Genomic DNA, 15,463 nt, shown 5'->3' on the forward strand with positions numbered 1-15,463 from the left:
ATGAATTCTGTACCTGTTTGGCTCGTGCTGTCGATCGGTGTGTTCGCCGCGATCGTCACGGTCGGGCGATGGTTCTTCGCGAACAGCACGAGCATGGATCGGCTGATCAACCGCCTGTTCAGCTGGGAGCTGGCGGGGTTCCTGCTGCACGGCGTGGTCACCAACGCCGGGGCTCCGGATCTGGCGCAGCGGGTGTTCATGAGCTGCGGGTTGATGGCGGGTGCGCAGGCCTATGGGTTCGCCAGACTGCTGTTCGACGGGGCGGCCCGTTATGAAGCTCGCCGCGGGCAGCGCGTCTACGACGCGATCGCGGCCGTCGCGGCGGGTTCGGTGTTGCTGGCCGAACCCCTCCTGGATCACCTGTTGCCGTTCAGCTGGTCCACCGCGGTGTGGACGGTCTCCCAGGTCTACGGCGGTATCGCCGGCCTGCTGATCCTTCGGGTCTGCGTTCGGGAACTGCGCAAGGGCGACCTGGTGATCAGGGAGATGTTCCTGTACTCCGCCCTGCTCCTGCTCGCCGGGTACTGGACCGTCGGGTCGTTGATCGGCAGCGTGCGAACGGTTTCCGGGGCGCCGCCGTCGGAACCGGGCGCGGCGTGGGTCGTCGTCATTCTGGTCAATTTCTTCCTGCTCACGTTGTTGATCTCGGTCCGGCTGGTCGACGTGCTGCTCGCGCGCACCGGGTGGGATCGCGCGGGCAGGCACTGCCGCCGCCTCGGTCCGATGTGGCGAGAGCTCACCACCGCGGTGCCGGAAGTAGTCCTGCCACCCGACGATTCGGCGGACCAGGATTCCGCGCACCGGCGCTATCGCATGACGGTCGAGATCTGGGACGCGTTGCTGCAACTGCGCCCGTACGTGCCCGACCTGGCCGAGGACGCGGCGATCCGTCCCCTGTTCGAGGATGATCGCAAGGGCTACGCGCTGTTGATGGCCGGCGCGGCACGCGCGAAGGCGTGCGGTGCGGTCGCGTCCGCGAAGCGCCCGATCGATCCCGCACCCCGTCTACCCGACCGTTCCTCTGAGCTCGGGATGCTGCTCGGCCTGGCCCGTGACTGGCCGTCCGCCCGATGAATTCCGCACCGCCCGTATTCACCACCATCGTCAGCGCCTTCGTGCTGGCGATCGTCTGCGGCCGCTGGTGGCTGGTCAACGAAACGCTCTCCGATCGCGTGATCAATCGCGCCCTGACCTGGGACATCGGGGCGGTGGCCGGTTACGCGGCGGTGGCGGGCATCGGTTATCCCGATGTGGGACAGCGCGTCTTCATGGCGATTGGTTTCCTGACGTTGTCCAACACCTGCGGGTTCATCGCCCTGCTCGGTGGCGCGGACCAGCGGACGACTTGGCAGCGCCAGCGCGCCTACGATTCGGTGGCCGCGTCGGCCGGCGTCCTGGTGCTGCTCTGCGCGGTGGCCGGCGAGGCGGGCCTGTTCCCGGCGGCGATGCGGGCGGTGGATTGGGACGGGTTGCTGTGGGTGGCCGTCGACGTCCTCCTCATCGCGATCGCGGTAGCGCTCGGGCGGGCGTGTATTCGCGAACTCCGGACCGCCGCCGCGACAACCGGGGAAACGCTGACCTACTGGGCCCTGCTCGCCGTCGCCTGCTACACCGTGTGCGCGTCGGCCTATCGAACACTGCACACGGTGTCCGGGGCATCGCCACGGGACCTGGGCGCCGCCTGGGCGGTGGGTTCGTTCGCCATGCTCGCACTGCTCGCCGCGCTGATATCGATGCCGCTGGTCAGCGCGGTGCTCGTGCGGGCGGGTCTCGATCGGGAAAGCAGATGGTGCCGCCGGCTGCACCCACTGTGGCACGACCTCACGACGGCCGTGCCCGAGGTGGTGCTACCGCCCGACCGCGAGGATCGCCGGGGGTCGAGCGCGCGCCTGTATCGCATGACGGTCGAAATCCGGGACGCCCTCTTGCATCTGAAGCAGTACGTGCCCGATCCGAGCGCTGCCGGAACCTCCGACCTCCGTGCCTACGCCAGAGATATCGCGGCGGCCGCCCGCCTGAAACGGCACGGGACGCCGCCGGCCAATCCGGGGCGGGCCGTCCAGTTTCCGGCGGGTGACCGGACCACCGAACTCAGCAATCTGCTCGCGTTGTCCCGCGCGTGGGTGGCCGATCGATCCCGCTGACCCCTTCGACTCAGGCCGTTCCCGGAACAGATCACACCGAGCGGTCTTGATCGTTACATCGGCTAACTATATAGTTTGCGGAGATAACCATCTGTGAGGGGCTGTGCTGTGACGTCTCCATCCACCGATCTCGACCTCGGCGAGGTTTCGACCATCCGCCGCAGGCAGCGCTACGACCGGGACCATCCGCACTACAAGTGGATCGTGCTGACCAACACCACGCTCGGAGTGCTGCTCACCGCGATCAACTCGTCGATCGTGCTGATCTCGCTGCCCGCGATCTTCCGCGGTGTCGGACTCAATCCGCTCGACGCGGGCAACGTCGGCTACCTGCTGTGGATGTTGATGGGGTACCTGCTCGCGACTGCGGTGCTGGTCGTCATGTTCGGCCGGCTCGGCGATCTGTTCGGCCGAGTTCGCGTGTACAACATGGGTTTCGCGGTGTTCGCGTTCTGTGCGCTCGCACTGTCCTTCGATCCGTTCCACGGTGGCGCGGGCGCCATGTGGATCATCGTCTGGCGCGTGATCCAAGGTGTCGGCGGCGCCATGCTGACCGCGAACGCGACCGCCATCCTCACCGACGCATTCCCGGCCAAGCAGCGCGGGACCGCGCTCGGCATCAACATGGTGGCGGCGGTCGCGGGCTCGTTCCTCGGCCTGCTCATCGGTGGCGTGCTGTCGGAATGGGATTGGCGCGCGGTGTTCTGGGTGAGCGTCCCGATCGGCATCCTCGGCGCGTTCTGGTCGTACCGCTCGTTGCACGAGGTCGGCATCCGGTCGAAGGGCAAGGTCGACTGGGCGGGCACGATCACCTTCGGGCTCGGGCTCACGGCGCTGCTCACCGGCATCACCTACGGCATTCAGCCCTACGGCGGGCACGCCACCGGCTGGTCCAGTCCGTGGGTGCTCGGGTCGGTGATCGGCGGGATCGCGCTGCTCGGTGTGTTCTGCGTGGTGGAGAACAGAGTCGAGGACCCGATGTTCCATCTCGCGCTGTTCCGCAACCGGGCCTTCGGACTCGGCAACTTCAGCAACCTGATGGTCTCCATCGGGCGCGGCGGCATGCAGTTCATGTTGATCATCTGGTTGCAGGGCATCTGGCTTCCGTTGCACGGCTTCAGCTTCGAGTCGACGCCGCTGTGGGCGGGCATCTATCTGTTGCCACTGACCGTGGGATTCCTTGCGGCCGGACCGATCTCGGGCTGGCTGTCGGACCGCTACGGTTCGCGCCCCTTCACCACCGGCGGCGCGTTGATCGCGGGCGTGACGTTCTTGCTGCTGCTGGTCGTCCCGGTCGACTTCAACTACTGGGTGTTCGCCGCGATCATCCTGCTCAACGGCATCGGCAGCGGACTGTTCTTCTCGCCCAACACCGCCGCCATCATGTCCAGCGTGCCCGCCGCCCAGCGCGGCGCGGCCTCCGGCATGCGCGGCACCCTGTTCAACGGCGGCAACGCGCTGTCCATGGGAATCTTCTTCTCGCTCATGGTCGTCGGCCTCGCCGCCAGCCTGCCCTCGGCCCTCGACGCGGGCCTGCGCGCCCAGGGCGTCTCCGCCGGAGCCGCCGCCGACGTCGCCGGACTACCCCCGGTGGCCAGCATGTTCGCCGCGTTCCTCGGCTACAACCCGATCCAGGAATTGCTCGGCCCCACCGGCGAATTGGCCAAACCGGGCGTCAACGCCGACACCCTCACCGGCCAGGAATTCTTCCCCCACCTCCTCACCGGCCCCTTCCACACCGGCCTGGTCGTAGTCTTCGTCGCCGCCGCGATCATGATGTTCCTGGCCGCCGCCGCGTCCTTCTTCGCCGGCAACAAATACGTCCACGACGAACAAGCCGAACTCGCCGAGGCAGCGGAACTCGTCCCTGTCCCCTGATTCCCCGCTCCACTGATCGGACGCACACCTGCTGATTTCCCGCACACCGAATCGCCGACGAAACGATGCGCGGGAGATCGAGGGGTGTGCGGGAATCAGAAGGTGACGCGCTGATCGGCGGGCATGAAGAGCTTGTCGCCTTCTTTGACGCCGAAGGTGTTGTAGAACTCGGTCAGGTTGCGGACGACCTGGTTGCAGCGGAATTCGGCGGGGGAGTGGGTGTCGGTGGCGAGGTAGCGGACCGTGAGTTCCTTGGTCTGCTTTTCCCGCCAGCTTCGGGCCCAGGACAGGAAAAATGTTTGGTAGTCGGGGTTGTCGACGCCGCGGCGCTTCTCCGAGATGCGGAAGGCGGACAGGGTGATCTGCAGGCCGCGCAGGTCGGCGAGATTTTCGCCGACGGTCAGTTCGCCGTTGATGTGCTGGCTCGGATCGAGGCCCTCGGGCACCAGAACATTGAACTGATCGATGAGCTGCTTGGTCTTGGCTTCGAAGGCGGCCTTGTCCTCGGGCGTCCACCAGTCTTTCCGGTTGCCGTCGCCGTCGTACTTGGAGCCCTGATCGTCGAAGCCGTGGCCGATCTCGTGGCCGATGGTCGAGCCGACCGCACCGAAGTTGACGGCGGGCTGCGCGTCCTTATCGAAAAACGGCGCCTGGAGATACGCGGCCGGGAACACGATCTGGTTGGAAGACGCCGAGTAGTAGGCGTTCACCGTCTGCGGTGACATCCCCCATTCGGACTTGTCGACCGGGGTGCCGAGCCGGGCGAACGCGCGCTTGGATTCGAAAGTGTTGATGGACAGCAGGGATTCGATCAGCTTGCCCCTGGTGATCTTCATCTGCGAGTAGTCGACCCACTTGTCCGGGTAACCGATCTTGGGGTCGATCTTGTCCAGTTTCGCGATCGACGCCGCCTTGGTCGCGGGGGACATCCAGGTCGAGTTGGTGAAGTTGTCCCGATACGCGGCGATCACATCGTCGAGCATCTCCTTGGCGCGCTGCTTGGCCTCGGGCGGAAAGTACTTGTCCACGTACACTTTTCCGAGCTGCTCGCCGAGCTTGTCGTCGACGATCCCGACCCCGTACTTCCAGCGGTCGGGGCGCTCCTCCTGCCCGTTGAGCACCTTGCCCTTGAACTCGAAGTTCGCGTCGTTGACGGCCTTGGGCAGGTACGGCGCGAACTCCCGGATGACGCTGATCTTGAGATAGTCACGCCAGGTGGCGATGTCGACCTCGGTCCACAACTGACCGGCCGCGGTGATGAACGACGGCTGGCCGACCACCATCGTCGCGAACAGGTCACGCGGCCGGTCGGTGTTACCGGCCATCCAGGGATCCCAGTCGAATCCCGGTGCGAGAGCGACCATGTCGGCCCAGCTGAACACGTTGTACGTCGCGTCGGTATCGCGCGTGCGTACGTTGTCCCAGTGCGCGGGCGCAATGCGCTTCTCCAAGTCGAAGACTCGCTGCGCCAGGCCCTCCGGATCGGGCAGTCCGGCGCCGGCGGCGATGCGCCCCAAGAAGATTCGGTACTGCGCAAGCACGTCGGCGTATTCGGGTTTGCGGTAGTACTGCTCGCCGAGTCCGAGCCCGGACTGCCCGACCGACGGGATATAGGCGTTCGAGTTCTTCCGGTCGGTGCCGATGCCGATGCCGATCAGGCCGGCGATCGGCAGCTCGGCCATCACCTTGGCCAGGTCCGCCTTGGTCGCCGCGCCGTCGATCTTGGCGAACAACCCGGCCAGCGGGGTCATCCCGAGCCGCTCGATCTCGTCCCAATCCACCCTGGCGTCGAACAGATCCCGGATCTGCTGCTCCTCGGATCCCGGCTTCGGATCCTTGATGCCGTCGATGATCTCGCGCAGCTGCTGCTCGGTGCGTTCGGCCGCCTCGCTGGTCGAGCCGAAGGAGACCTTGTCCGGCGGCAGCTGGTAGTCGCGCAACCACTTTCCGTTGACGTGCCGGTACAGATCGTCCTGCGGCCGGATCGCCGGGTCCGCGCCACCCATGTCCACACCGGCGAGCGGTTTGCTCGCCTCCTCGGTATCGCTCGAGCACGACGCCAGCGCGGCAGCGGCGGGTACCACCCCGAGCGCGATCAGGAAGGCACGACGGTCCAGGTGTCCGAGACGTGTCACGAGGATTTCCTCTCCCGATGCGGTCCCGCCGCATCCTCTTCAGGCGCGATTTGTTCGCCCGAGGCTACCTGCCGCCGGCGCTGCCCGGCGGTCCATCTCAGAGCGTGACCCGCTGGTCCGGCGGCAGGAACAGCTTGTCGCCCGCCACGACACCGAAGGTCGAGTAGTACTCGGCGATATTCCGGACCACCTGGTTGGCCCGGAACTCGTTGGGCGAGTGCACGTCCCTGGCGAGCAGCATCTCCTTGGTCTGCGTGGTCGCCTGCTGCCGCCAGACCCGCGCCCAGGACAGGAACACCGTCTCCAGGTCCGGCTGCTTGCCGTCGCGCTCGGCGGCCGCGCGGTAGGCGGCCAGGGCGATCTGCAATCCGCGCAGGTCGGCCAGGTTCTCGCCGACGGTCAGCGCGCCGTTGACGTGCTTGCCCGGATCGAGGCCTTGGGGTACCAGCGCGTTGTACTGCTCGATCAGCTGCTCGGTCTTGGCCTTGAACGCGGCGGTGTCCTCGGGCGTCCACCAGTCGCGCCGGTTGCCGTCGCCGTCGTACTTGGCGCCCTGGTCGTCGAAGCCGTGCCCGATCTCGTGGCCGATGACCGCGCCGATGCCGCCGAAGTTCACCGCGGGCAGGGCGTCGGCGTCGAAGAACGGCGCCTGCAGGATGGCGGCGGGGAAGGTGATCTGGTTGGCGTTCGGGTCGTACATGGCGTTCACCGTCTGCGGCGGGAAGCCCCATTCGGTCTTGTCGACCGGCTTGCCGAGCTTGTCGAACGCCCGGGCGATCTCGAAAGTCCTTACGGCGCGGACGGATTCGATCAGCTTGCCCTTGGTGATCCGCACCCCGGAGTAGTCGATCCACTTGTCCGGGTAGCCGATCTTCGCGACGATCTTGTCGAGCTTCGCGAGGGCGGCGGTCTTGGTGTCCGGCGACATCCACAAGGAATTGGTGAAGTCCTGCCGGTAGGCGGACATGAGATCGGCGACCAGCGCCTTGGCCCGGTCCTTGGCCGACGCCGGAAAGTGTTTGGCCACATAGAGTTTGCCGAACGGCTCACCGAGGTTCGCGTCGACCGTGTCGAGGCCGTCCTTCCACGGTTCCTGGGGTTCGTTCCGGCCCTGCAGCGTCTTGTCGACGAACTCGAACGTGGCGTCGGCGATCGCCTTGGGCAGGTAGCGCGCGAATTCCTTGACGACCCCGATACGCAGGTACTCCTGCCACTGCTCGATCGGGACGTCGGCCCACAGCTGACCGGCGGTCGTGACGAACGAGGGCTGCCGGACCACCAGGTTGTCGAACAGCTGCTTCGGCCGGCCGGTGCTGCCCGCCAGCCACGGGTCCCAGTCGAATTGCGGTGCGAGCTTGATCAATTCGGCCCAGGTAACTGGGTTGTACGTGGTGTCGGGGTCGCGATCGCGGACGCTGTCCCAGAACCCGGCGGCGATCTTCGTCTCCAGATCGAGCACCCGTTGTGCGGTGCCGGCCGGATCCGCGAGCCCCGCGCCTGCCCCGACCTGCTCCAGATAGGTCCGGTAGGCCGCGATCTGCTCGGCGTACTCGGGCTTGCGGTAGTACTGCTCGTCCAGGTTGGCGTCGATGCCGGACTGACTGACCTGAGCGATGTAGTTGGCGGAGTTCTGCTGATCCACCACGACCTGCAACCCGATCAGACCCGCGATCGGCAGCGAACCCATCACCCTGGCCAGGTCCGGTTTGGTCTTCGCGCCATCGATCGCGGCCAGCAGATCGGCGACCGGTGTCATGCCGAGCCGCTCGATCGTGTCGCGATCGAGCCGGGCGTCGTAGAGATCGCGGACCTGTTGCTCGGTCGAACCCGCTTTCGGATCGCGGATGCCCTCCACGATGCCGCGCAGCTGCTGCTCGGTGCGGTCGTTCGCCTCGTCGAAGGAACCCAACGACGACTTGTCCGGTGGCAGCCGGTACTGCGCCAACCAGGTCCCGTTCACATGCCGGTAGAGATCGTCCTGCGGGCGGATCGCCGGGTTCGCCCCGGAAAGATCGACGCCGGTGAGCCGGACATTCGAGGCTTGCGAATCCTGCGAGCAGGAGGCCAACGTCGCCGCGGCGGGCACAGCCGCCAGAGCGAGCAGGAAGGCGCGGCGATCGAGACGAGCGGACAAGCTCAAGAGCATCCCCTTTTCGGTACGGTCGAGCCGAACGGTGCTTCTCCTTGCTGATCTTGCTCGGTCCGAGGGTAGCCGCCGCGCGGACACTCTCCAGGTAGCCGAGACCCCCGATTTGGGCCGACCTGCGGGTTCACCTACACTGGACCAGTTGCCTGCGGGAGCTATGCCCGCAATCCGGCAGTGAACCCCCAGTGGTTGGTTCTCGAGTTGCACATTCGGATCCACGAAACCGCTGGCAGGCGCGCGTCCGGAGGGCAACTGACCATGCCCGTCGGGTCGGCAATCCGGCGTGCGTATACATCCAGGTCCAGGAGGAGCTGAAGTGATTCAGCAGGAGTCGCGACTGCGCGTCGCCGACAACACGGGCGCGAAGGAAATCCTTTGCATCCGCGTTCTCGGTGGTTCGTCGCGTCGCTATGCCGGTATCGGCGACATCATCGTCGCTACCGTGAAGGACGCTGTCCCCGGTGGCAACGTCAAGAAGGGTGAGGTCGTCAAGGCCGTCATCGTGCGCACCACCAAGGAGCGCCGTCGCCCGGACGGTTCGTACATCAAGTTCGACGAGAACGCGGCCGTGCTGATCAAGGCGGACAACGACCCGCGTGGCACTCGCATCTTCGGCCCGGTCGGCCGTGAGCTGCGCGAGAAGAAGTTCATGAAGATCGTTTCGCTGGCCCCGGAGGTGCTCTGACATGAAGGTGCACAAGGGCGACACCGTGCTCGTCATCTCGGGTAAGGACAAGGGCGCCAAGGGCAAGGTCATCCAGGCCTACCCGGCGACCGGCAAGGTCCTGGTCGAAGGCGTGAACCGGATCAAGAAGCACGTCGCAAACTCCACGAACCAGCGTGGCGCCTCCTCGGGCGGCATCGTGACCCAGGAAGCCCCCATCCAGGTCTCGAACGTGATGGTCGTCGATTCCGATGGCAAGCCGACCCGGGTCGGTTACCGCACCGATGAGGAGAGCGGCAAGCGGGTCCGGGTCTCCCGTAAGAACGGGAAGGACATCTGACATGACTACCTCTGAGCAGACCCAGCCGCGCCTGAAGGCGCGCTACCGGGCCGAGATCAAGGACGCGCTGAACAGCGAGTTCGACTACGCCAACGTGATGCAGATCCCGGGCGTGGTCAAGGTTGTCGTGAACATGGGTGTCGGCGACGCCGCCCGGGACGCGAAGCTCATCAACGGTGCGGTCAAGGACCTCGAGCTGATCACCGGCCAGAAGCCGGAGATCCGCAAGGCGACCAAGTCGATCGCGCAGTTCAAGTTGCGTGAGGGCATGCCCATCGGTGCGAAGGTCACCCTGCGTGGCGACCGCATGTGGGAGTTCCTGGACCGCCTGGTCTCCATCGCGCTGCCCCGTATCCGCGACTTCCGCGGCCTGTCGCCGAAGCAGTTCGACGGCAACGGCAACTACACGTTCGGCCTCAGCGAGCAGTCGATGTTCCACGAGATCGACGTGGACTCGATCGACCGTCCGCGCGGTATGGACATCACCGTCGTGACCACCGCGACGAACAACGAAGAGGGCCGCGCCCTGCTCAAGCACCTCGGCTTCCCGTTCAAGGAGAACTGACGATGGCCAAGAAAGCACTGCGGATCAAGGCTGAGGCCAAGCCGAAGTTCGCCGTCCGCGCCTACACCCGCTGCCAGCGTTGCGGTCGCCCGCACGCGGTCTACCGCAAGTTCGGCCTCTGCCGTGTCTGCCTTCGCGAGATGGCGCACCGCGGCGAGCTCCCCGGCGTGCACAAGAGCTCCTGGTGAGCCTGCCCTCCTCGTGAGGGCGGTCTAGAACCGAACAAAGGCACGGTCTCCGATGGAGGCCGTGCCTTTGTGCGTTATCGATGACCTCGTCAGTTCAGCTGGCCCAGCAATTCCAGCGAGCGCTGGTGGGCGCTGACCGCCAACGCGGTTTCCCGCGCGGCGTCGGCGCCGCCTTGTCCGGCGAGGTACGAATGCAGATTGGCTTTGGCCTCGTACCAGGCCGCACGCTCGATGTCGCCGGCCCCGGCAGTGGGGCGGCTCAGAGTCAGGGCGGTCATTTCGACCAGGACGTTCACCCGCGGTCCCTTCTCGACGATCTTGCAGATGGTTCCTTCACTACACCGTGACCTGGGTTCGGAGTGTTACGCCCCAGTCGCGAGTACCTACGTAGTATGTGCAGCTCGGACGCCCGCCCAACAGAGGTCACGTGGGGTTCGCTGAGATGTCCTATCGAGGTTGCTGGATTGCGGTGAAGTGGGTCCAGACCCGACAGACCTCCCGCGTACAACCACATTGCGACTTTGTTGCATCCAATGTGCCACGTGGTTGCCGATAGCGGGCATGCCTATCAGTTCGGGGCGGACGTCGCCGCTGAAAGGTCCGGTACCGGCGCGCGCCATCGGACGAACGGCGGTATCTCGGAGCGGTACACGCCCACAGTTCGACCACCCGCAGCATCCGGCGGAACCGATACGGCATTCGGTGCGTCAAAGTGTGTACAGAGCACACCTGACTTCCCACTGAAGGAGCTGATCGCCATGGCGGATCCGTCGTCGCTATCGGTTGAGCCCGAAGAGGTGAAAGCGCTGGGGCGCATGGCGTACCAGATCGCGGACGAATTGAAGTCCGGGTATTCGTCGCTGGTGACCGACACCAAGGCCACGATCGACAGCTGGGCGGGGAATAACGCGGGTGCCTTCACCGCCGCGTGGGATGAGTTTCATGAGGGAGCCGACCAGGTATGGGATGCGCTGCTCGAGCTGGCCGAAAAGCTCGGCGTGACCGCTGAGACACTCCAGGCGGCCGACCAGTCGTTCGCCTCAGGAATCAGCTCGCTGGACTTGCCTTGAACGGGGGCCGATCTCATGACCACTGATACACCGGCCTTCTCGGTCGATCTCGACAAACTCGAGGAGTTGGCCTCCCGTATGCGCGCATATAAGGCCGCGGTTGCCGATCGGCTGGCGCAGCTGGAAGCGAAGGCCAAGGAAGTCGAAGGCGTATGGGTCGGCGCGGCAGCCATGGCCTACAGCCAGGCCCACACCGAATGGGTGGCGGGGGTAACCGACATGCAGGACGGTCTGGTGGCTCTGGAAGCGGCATTGAAGACCGCACACGACAGCTACACCAACGCCGCATCCCAGACCCTGCGGATTCTCGGCGTATGACCAAGCTCGAGGTCGATCCGAAGGTCTACTACCAGGCCGCGATCAACTGCTTCGACGCCGCCGCCGCGCTGAACGACAGCTTCAAATACGTCTTCGGCGAGCTCAACAGCTGCGGGCAGATGGCAGGCCGAGACGAAGACGGCCGCGCCTGGGCAGCCTCCTACGATGAGTCGGCCCGCGACGCCGTGTCGTTCTTCGACCAGACCTTCTCGACCCTGCGCGCGTACGGCACCGCCCTCAACGACATCGGTTTCGAACACGCCAAATCCGATGCCGCGCTGAAAGGTACGGCACAGCCGGACAGGCCCGCCGACTCGGCATCGACAGTGACTTTCGGGCCCTACGCCCTCCCGGCATCGGCCGCAGGCGGCACTCCGCAAGGCTTGGCGAAGGCTTCCATCGAAGTACTCGACGCCATCAATTGCCCCCTCCCCGACGGCAACACCGACACCCTGACCAAGGCCGCCGACGCCTGGGACCGCCTCGGCACGATCTACCAGAACACCAACGCCAAAGACAAAATCACCATCGCCGCCAGCCTCTTCGACGATGTGACGTCCAAAGACGCGATCCAGGTCCGCGAAGACCTGAAAACCCTCGAGACGTCCATCGGCCAACTCCTCACCACCTGCACCCAAATCAGCAAAACCTGCCTCGACTACAAAGAGTCCATCGTCGAACTCCGCAACGAGATCAAAGGCTTCATCGAATCCATCATCGAAGAAGCCGCCCTCAACGTGGCAGTCATCGTCATAGCCTCCTGCCTGACCGGCGTCGGCGGCCTGATAGCCGGCGCCAAAGCCGCCGAATCAGCCCGCAAATGGGCAGTGAAGATAAAAGAAGCCGTCACCGCCTGGCGGGCCCGCAAGCTCTTACAGCTCAAGGGCCTCGCTGACGACGCGAAGACCGCGATGAGCAAGGCCAAGCAGGCCGTAAAGGACCTGCGGGAGCGATTGCGCGGCAAGAAGGATGGTTGTTCAGAGGGGCGCGGTTCAGGTCTGACGAACATGTCTGAGTTCAATGGCAGTCAGGAGGCGCAGGGCGTACGTGCCCGACTCGCCGCGAACGGGGAGGCGGTCGCCAATTCCAGAAATGTCGCAGTCGCTCGTGGTGAGATCGACGGACAGAACATTTCTCTTGATGCAGTAAGTGGTGCGCGAACTCCATCGGGTACGGTTGACGCGCCGACGAATCCTATCCTGCGTCCTCAATCGGTTGACGGCTCGGTGGTCCGGCCGGTCGACTCTGAGTTCAAGATCCTTGACAGTCTTGCGCAACAACTTCGTCCGGACTCGAAAGGGGCTATCAATCTGTATACCGAGCGGTCACCTTGTGACGCATGTACGGACGTTATCAAGCAATTCAAAGAGAAATTTCCCGGAGTGGAGGTGAATGTGACGTATGGCTAGGGCAGAAAATATTGAGTCTATGAGAACTTTATGTCAGGATCTAGTAGATGCCGGGTTCGCATCAGCCGACGAGGTCGTCGGGTGTACCGCTGAGGAGATTGCACAGATAGTATCAACGGCCCTGGATGGGTTTCCGGTTCCGGATGAGTATATCGCCTTCTTGGAGGTTCTGGGCAGAGGTGCAGGAAGCTTTTTTGTGGGAACCGATTTGTTCTATCCCTCACTGCTGGAGGCAAGCGAGGCGGCGGCGGATATAAGCAGTGGTTCGGGGGAAGTATTGTCTTTGCGGGATCGTTTCTTTTTCGGACACCATCAGGGCTATAAGGTGTATTTCTTCGATCGGGGCTCCGAAGCTGTGTATGCCTACCAAGAAGGAACTCCGGAAAATCAACTGCTGGCGGACTCGTTCCTTGCGTTCTTGCGTCAGGCTTTCGAGCTTCAAAAGAATCTGCGCGGCGCGTAGTCAAACGATGAAGGCTGAGTTGAAATATATCCACAGTCCGGACGCGGATCTGGAGCAGGGGGCGTTGCCTCAGGATTCACTGTTCGTTCAGTTGATGATCGGTCCGGTCGGGGGTCGTGGCGAAGAATCCTTCGATCTCACGGTATGTACACCGGAGGCGCGGGATAATCTCGTCGATGCGAGCGACCCGGACTCGGCCCGCTACCTGGTGGTGTTACCGCGCATCGATACCGCCTTGGTCAAGCGGTATGTCGATGACTTGCTGCGGAATCTGGAACGCCCGACTTGGGCGGAGTTGGCGGAGGAGATCGGCCATATCGCCAGATGGGAATTTCACGACTATCGGCCGTGAGGGCGCAATGAGCTACGTTTTCGAGATCGATAATTTGACAGTCTGGAGTCCGTCGCTCCGGGTAGGTGACCTGTATGTCCGGATGGTTCAGGATGTCGGAGAGGTTCTGGCTGTACCCACGGGGCTCAGCGCGATGGCTTCAGATCTTTGGGTTATCGATATCAATGGTTTTGAGGCACTCGTAAAGTTGATGTATGAGACCTACTTCGGGAGCGGGCATCACGTGCTCAAAGGGTTGATCGGGGGCGTGCTTGCGCCGTCTATCGTGATTCTGGAACGTGGAGGCAAGTATATTTCGCCATCTACTGACAGCGAGCGTGAGTTTCTGGACGGGGCGTTGAGACTGCCGATGGCTCGATGATTGGGTTATGACGTGACACGCGAGTATATGAGTTACCCAAATCTTGATGGCCTATATCTGGCGGACAGCTATGTTTTGGAGATTGTCGAGAGTGCTGCTGAGATCAAGTTTGTGCTCGAAGCGGTTTTGACACCTGAGCACCCTCTTTATCATGCGCCTGCCGCTGGTGAACAGTACTGCTACGTCGGTGGAGAACTTGTCTTCAGTGGAGTTCTCGGCGTCGAATGGCTAGGACGTTCGTTTCGAAAGTATAGGGACGATACCGGCACCGAGGACCTGGGCAACATTGATTCTCTGACTAACACAGGTGGGGTGTACTCGGTGGCCGGTGACTGGGGTAGCGTTCGGATTCGCAGCGATGCGGATCCAGAGTTCCGAACTTCTGACTGAGCCCGGTGGCTTCAGGCACTGAGCGGGACATGGTGCAGGGCCTATTCGACGTTTGTCGCCATCATGTCCCGTTAGTCGGTGCTTGCTCGGGTGACTGAATGAAGGCCTTTTCGTTCCCCTGCCAATGCCAGAGTTTCAGCACGAGCCGTTCTGCGTAACAACGTGCTGGCTTGCTGGGACGTGATCATGCAGAGTTCGGACGCCTGCGCTCTGGTGATTTATCCGAACGACTCCACATACTGGAGAACCATGCGCTCCTGTTGGATCGCATTCGTGCCGCGCGCACGAAATGTAGACGGGCGACTTGTGATTGCGCGATGGATCGCGCACCTGTGCGGTGTGCTGGAGGCCGAGCCGCGCGGCTATCGGGTCAGGTCAACGAAGCTGATCTCACCGAGCACGACATGTTCGAGCTCGAGGAAACCTTCGCGATGTAACCGGTGTAACCGGTACTCGGCGGCGTGCGCGTCGAGTCGGAACTCACGGACCTCTTCGATGTCGTACTTGGTGTCGAGAGAAACGACCAGATACGCCGGAATGCCTGCGCGGGCATACTGAACCTTTTTATCGAGCAGATCCTCGGCCGCGGTGGAGGGTGACGAAACCTCGATGACGATCAGCGCATCGCCTGCTTCCGGCTTCGCGCCGCGTTCTGGCAGACAGCGGTAAACCATCACATCCGGTCGGCGGAATGTGAACTTCGGTACCCGCCAAAGAACAACGTCGATATCGGTTTCGACGCGCACGCATGGTTCGGTACTCGGCAACTGCTCCATGGCGCCGGCGAGCCTGCGTGCGACCCGATTGTGCTCCGGTACCGGGGATTCGCAGACGATCACATGCCCATGCACGACCTCGATCTCGCGCGAGATCGACTCGGGCAGGCGGCGGTACTCCTCCTCGGTCATCTCGTGCGGCAGACCGGCCGACACTTCGATCGTCATACTCGCAAGCGTACCCAGTCGGTCCTCCGTCGGAACTGCGTAGCGGCGGGGGGCACGCACCCGGATTTGGCCGTCAGCTGGGGGTTGTCTACACTA

Annotated in this window: 18 protein-coding genes; 14 read left to right on the forward strand and 4 right to left on the reverse strand. The window is 63.7% G+C overall.

Annotated features, from left to right (window positions below; all coding sequences use genetic code 11):
• From ACFYO1_RS37280 to ACFYO1_RS37290, 3 genes are all read left to right on the forward strand, one after another.
• Entirely contained in the window at nucleotides 1–1,074 is a 1,074-nt protein-coding gene (locus ACFYO1_RS37280; protein WP_387242167.1) for an MAB_1171c family putative transporter, read from the forward strand.
• Nucleotides 1,071–2,144, forward strand: coding sequence for an MAB_1171c family putative transporter (locus ACFYO1_RS37285; RefSeq protein WP_387242170.1), 1,074 nt, complete (start codon nucleotides 1,071–1,073; stop codon nucleotides 2,142–2,144). The genes ACFYO1_RS37280 and ACFYO1_RS37285 overlap by 4 nt, the downstream gene beginning before the upstream one ends.
• A gap of 108 nt (nucleotides 2,145–2,252) precedes the next feature.
• The gene (locus ACFYO1_RS37290) at nucleotides 2,253–4,022 is read left to right on the forward strand and encodes an MFS transporter (RefSeq protein ID WP_387242173.1); all 1,770 of its coding nucleotides are present in this window, start codon (nucleotides 2,253–2,255) and stop codon (nucleotides 4,020–4,022) included.
• 95 nt (nucleotides 4,023–4,117) lie between these two features.
• Here the strand turns inward: ACFYO1_RS37290 and ACFYO1_RS37295 are convergent, their stop codons facing one another.
• On the reverse strand, nucleotides 4,118–6,157 hold the full coding sequence (locus ACFYO1_RS37295) for a M13 family metallopeptidase (RefSeq protein WP_387242176.1): 2,040 nt from the start codon (nucleotides 6,155–6,157) through the stop codon (nucleotides 4,118–4,120).
• A 97-nt stretch (nucleotides 6,158–6,254) separates the two neighbouring features.
• Nucleotides 6,255–8,291 carry a M13 family metallopeptidase gene (locus ACFYO1_RS37300; RefSeq protein WP_387242179.1) on the reverse strand — a complete coding sequence of 679 codons (2,037 nt, stop codon included), beginning with the start codon at nucleotides 8,289–8,291 and terminating at the stop codon, nucleotides 6,255–6,257.
• 328 nt (nucleotides 8,292–8,619) lie between these two features.
• Between ACFYO1_RS37300 and rplN the strand changes: the two genes are divergently transcribed.
• The 4 genes from rplN to ACFYO1_RS37320 are packed head-to-tail and all read left to right on the forward strand — an operon-like array spanning nucleotide 8,620 to nucleotide 10,060.
• A complete protein-coding gene (gene rplN, locus ACFYO1_RS37305; RefSeq protein WP_107654146.1) occupies nucleotides 8,620–8,988 on the forward strand; it encodes a 50S ribosomal protein L14 in 369 nt (122 codons plus the stop codon).
• Nucleotide 8,989: 1 nt separating this feature from the next.
• Nucleotides 8,990–9,307 (forward strand): 50S ribosomal protein L24, encoded by a 318-nt coding sequence (gene rplX / locus ACFYO1_RS37310; RefSeq protein WP_387242182.1) that lies wholly within the window; start codon nucleotides 8,990–8,992, stop codon nucleotides 9,305–9,307.
• Nucleotide 9,308: 1 nt separating this feature from the next.
• The gene (rplE, locus tag ACFYO1_RS37315; RefSeq protein ID WP_150404096.1) at nucleotides 9,309–9,872 is read left to right on the forward strand and encodes a 50S ribosomal protein L5; all 564 of its coding nucleotides are present in this window, start codon (nucleotides 9,309–9,311) and stop codon (nucleotides 9,870–9,872) included.
• 2 nt (nucleotides 9,873–9,874) lie between these two features.
• Nucleotides 9,875–10,060 carry a type Z 30S ribosomal protein S14 gene (locus tag ACFYO1_RS37320; protein WP_040731429.1) on the forward strand — a complete coding sequence of 62 codons (186 nt, stop codon included), beginning with the start codon at nucleotides 9,875–9,877 and terminating at the stop codon, nucleotides 10,058–10,060.
• Between the two features lie 89 nt (nucleotides 10,061–10,149).
• Here the strand turns inward: ACFYO1_RS37320 and ACFYO1_RS37325 are convergent, their stop codons facing one another.
• On the reverse strand, nucleotides 10,150–10,338 hold the full coding sequence (locus ACFYO1_RS37325; protein ID WP_387242186.1) for a hypothetical protein: 189 nt from the start codon (nucleotides 10,336–10,338) through the stop codon (nucleotides 10,150–10,152).
• Nucleotides 10,339–10,602: 264 nt separating this feature from the next.
• Here ACFYO1_RS37325 and ACFYO1_RS37330 point away from each other — a divergent pair, with 264 nt between their 5' ends.
• The 7 genes from ACFYO1_RS37330 to ACFYO1_RS37360 are packed head-to-tail and all read left to right on the forward strand — an operon-like array spanning nucleotide 10,603 to nucleotide 14,423.
• Nucleotides 10,603–11,130 (forward strand): WXG100 family type VII secretion target, encoded by a 528-nt coding sequence (locus ACFYO1_RS37330; protein WP_387242189.1) that lies wholly within the window; start codon nucleotides 10,603–10,605, stop codon nucleotides 11,128–11,130.
• A gap of 15 nt (nucleotides 11,131–11,145) precedes the next feature.
• The gene (locus tag ACFYO1_RS37335) at nucleotides 11,146–11,448 is read left to right on the forward strand and encodes a WXG100 family type VII secretion target (protein ID WP_387242191.1); all 303 of its coding nucleotides are present in this window, start codon (nucleotides 11,146–11,148) and stop codon (nucleotides 11,446–11,448) included.
• A complete protein-coding gene (locus ACFYO1_RS37340; protein ID WP_387242194.1) occupies nucleotides 11,445–12,857 on the forward strand; it encodes a deaminase domain-containing protein in 1,413 nt (470 codons plus the stop codon). Before ACFYO1_RS37335 ends, ACFYO1_RS37340 begins: the two co-directional genes overlap by 4 nt.
• Complete coding sequence (locus tag ACFYO1_RS37345; RefSeq protein ID WP_387242197.1) at nucleotides 12,850–13,320, forward strand: SMI1/KNR4 family protein; 471 nt, start codon at nucleotides 12,850–12,852, stop codon at nucleotides 13,318–13,320. Before ACFYO1_RS37340 ends, ACFYO1_RS37345 begins: the two co-directional genes overlap by 8 nt.
• 7 nt (nucleotides 13,321–13,327) lie before the next feature.
• Nucleotides 13,328–13,672: an Imm8 family immunity protein gene (locus tag ACFYO1_RS37350; RefSeq protein ID WP_387242200.1), complete on the forward strand. Its 345-nt coding sequence runs from the start codon at nucleotides 13,328–13,330 to the stop codon at nucleotides 13,670–13,672.
• A 7-nt stretch (nucleotides 13,673–13,679) separates the two neighbouring features.
• Nucleotides 13,680–14,033 (forward strand): DUF6086 family protein, encoded by a 354-nt coding sequence (locus ACFYO1_RS37355; RefSeq protein ID WP_387242203.1) that lies wholly within the window; start codon nucleotides 13,680–13,682, stop codon nucleotides 14,031–14,033.
• A gap of 12 nt (nucleotides 14,034–14,045) precedes the next feature.
• The gene (locus ACFYO1_RS37360) at nucleotides 14,046–14,423 is read left to right on the forward strand and encodes a hypothetical protein (RefSeq protein WP_387242206.1); all 378 of its coding nucleotides are present in this window, start codon (nucleotides 14,046–14,048) and stop codon (nucleotides 14,421–14,423) included.
• 362 nt (nucleotides 14,424–14,785) lie between these two features.
• Here ACFYO1_RS37360 and ACFYO1_RS37365 read toward each other — a convergent pair whose 3' ends face one another.
• Nucleotides 14,786–15,355 (reverse strand): Uma2 family endonuclease, encoded by a 570-nt coding sequence (locus ACFYO1_RS37365; RefSeq protein ID WP_387242210.1) that lies wholly within the window; start codon nucleotides 15,353–15,355, stop codon nucleotides 14,786–14,788.
• Between the last annotated feature and the right edge of the window lie 108 nt (nucleotides 15,356–15,463).

Origin of the sequence: Nocardia sp. NPDC006044 (genome assembly GCF_042871115.1) — a bacterium.
Lineage (GTDB): Bacteria > Actinomycetota > Actinomycetes > Mycobacteriales > Mycobacteriaceae > Nocardia.